This is a genomic window from Komagataeibacter sp. NFXK3 (assembly GCF_054182245.1).
Genome location: NZ_JAPIVJ010000082.1, coordinates 1 through 989, shown reverse-complemented (window position 1 = coordinate 989; position 989 = coordinate 1). Strand labels below are relative to the sequence as shown.

Annotated in this window: 1 pseudogene; it reads left to right on the top strand. The window is 58.7% G+C overall.

Annotated features, from left to right (window positions below):
- Positions 1-989, top strand: a pseudogene (locus OQZ28_RS17555) (Tn3 family transposase); the annotation flags it as partial.

Here is a 989-nt window from a genome sequence, read left to right as displayed (position 1 = left end):
CTGGAACGCCTGGAGTATGTACGATCCCTGAACCTCGACAGCGCTCGCGCCACGACCATACCGCGTGTGGCCTTTGACCGTTTGAGCGAAGAAGCTGCCCGGATTACGCCCCAGCATCTGGCCGAGCTTCGGTCATCCCGTCGTTACGCCATTCTGGTGGCAGCCGGGGTCCGACTTGAGGAGGTTCTAACCGACGCGACCCTCACAATGATGGACAAACTCCTCGGAAGCATGATGCGCCGTGCCGAGCACCGGATCCGTGACAAAGCGATTGTCACCATGCGATCGTTGCAGGCCCAGCTTCGTCTGCTGACAACCTCCTGCCGTCATCTGATTGAGGCGCGTGATCAGGGTGTTGATTCACTGTCTGCCATTACGGGAATTGACTGGCCCCGCCTCCAGGACGCCATCGGCAGGGCTGAAACCCTGACAGCTCCAGAGACCATTGATCGCACGGCCGAACTGATCAACCGGCATCGCTCTCTTCGTCCTGCCATTGGTCCATTCCTGAACGCGTTCCAGTTTCAGGGTGGTCGCACGGTACAGGGATTACTGAAGGCGGTGCAGATCATTGGAGACCTCTATCGGACCGGTAAACGCCGCTTGCCTGACTCCTGTCCGATCCGTTTCATTCCGCCTTCCTGGCACAGCTTTGTCAGGCCAGAGGGAACAGTCATACGACAGGCCTACGAACTCTGTGTTCTGACCCAGCTGCGCGAGCGTCTGCGTGCCGGAGACATCTGGGTAACGGAAAGTCGCCAATACCGCGCATTCGACACCTACCTTCTTCCGGAAGCCACGTTTGCAGCGATGCGCGCGCAAGGACCGTTGCCTCTGGCGATCAATGCTACGGCTGACACGTTCCTTTCTCAACGGCGTGCAGTGCTGGAAACCGCGCTGAACCGGGTGACGGCTCTTGCCAGGAAGGGCGAGTTGTCACAGGTCCGGCTTGATGCACATGGTCTTGTGATTTCGCCTCTGAAAGCAAT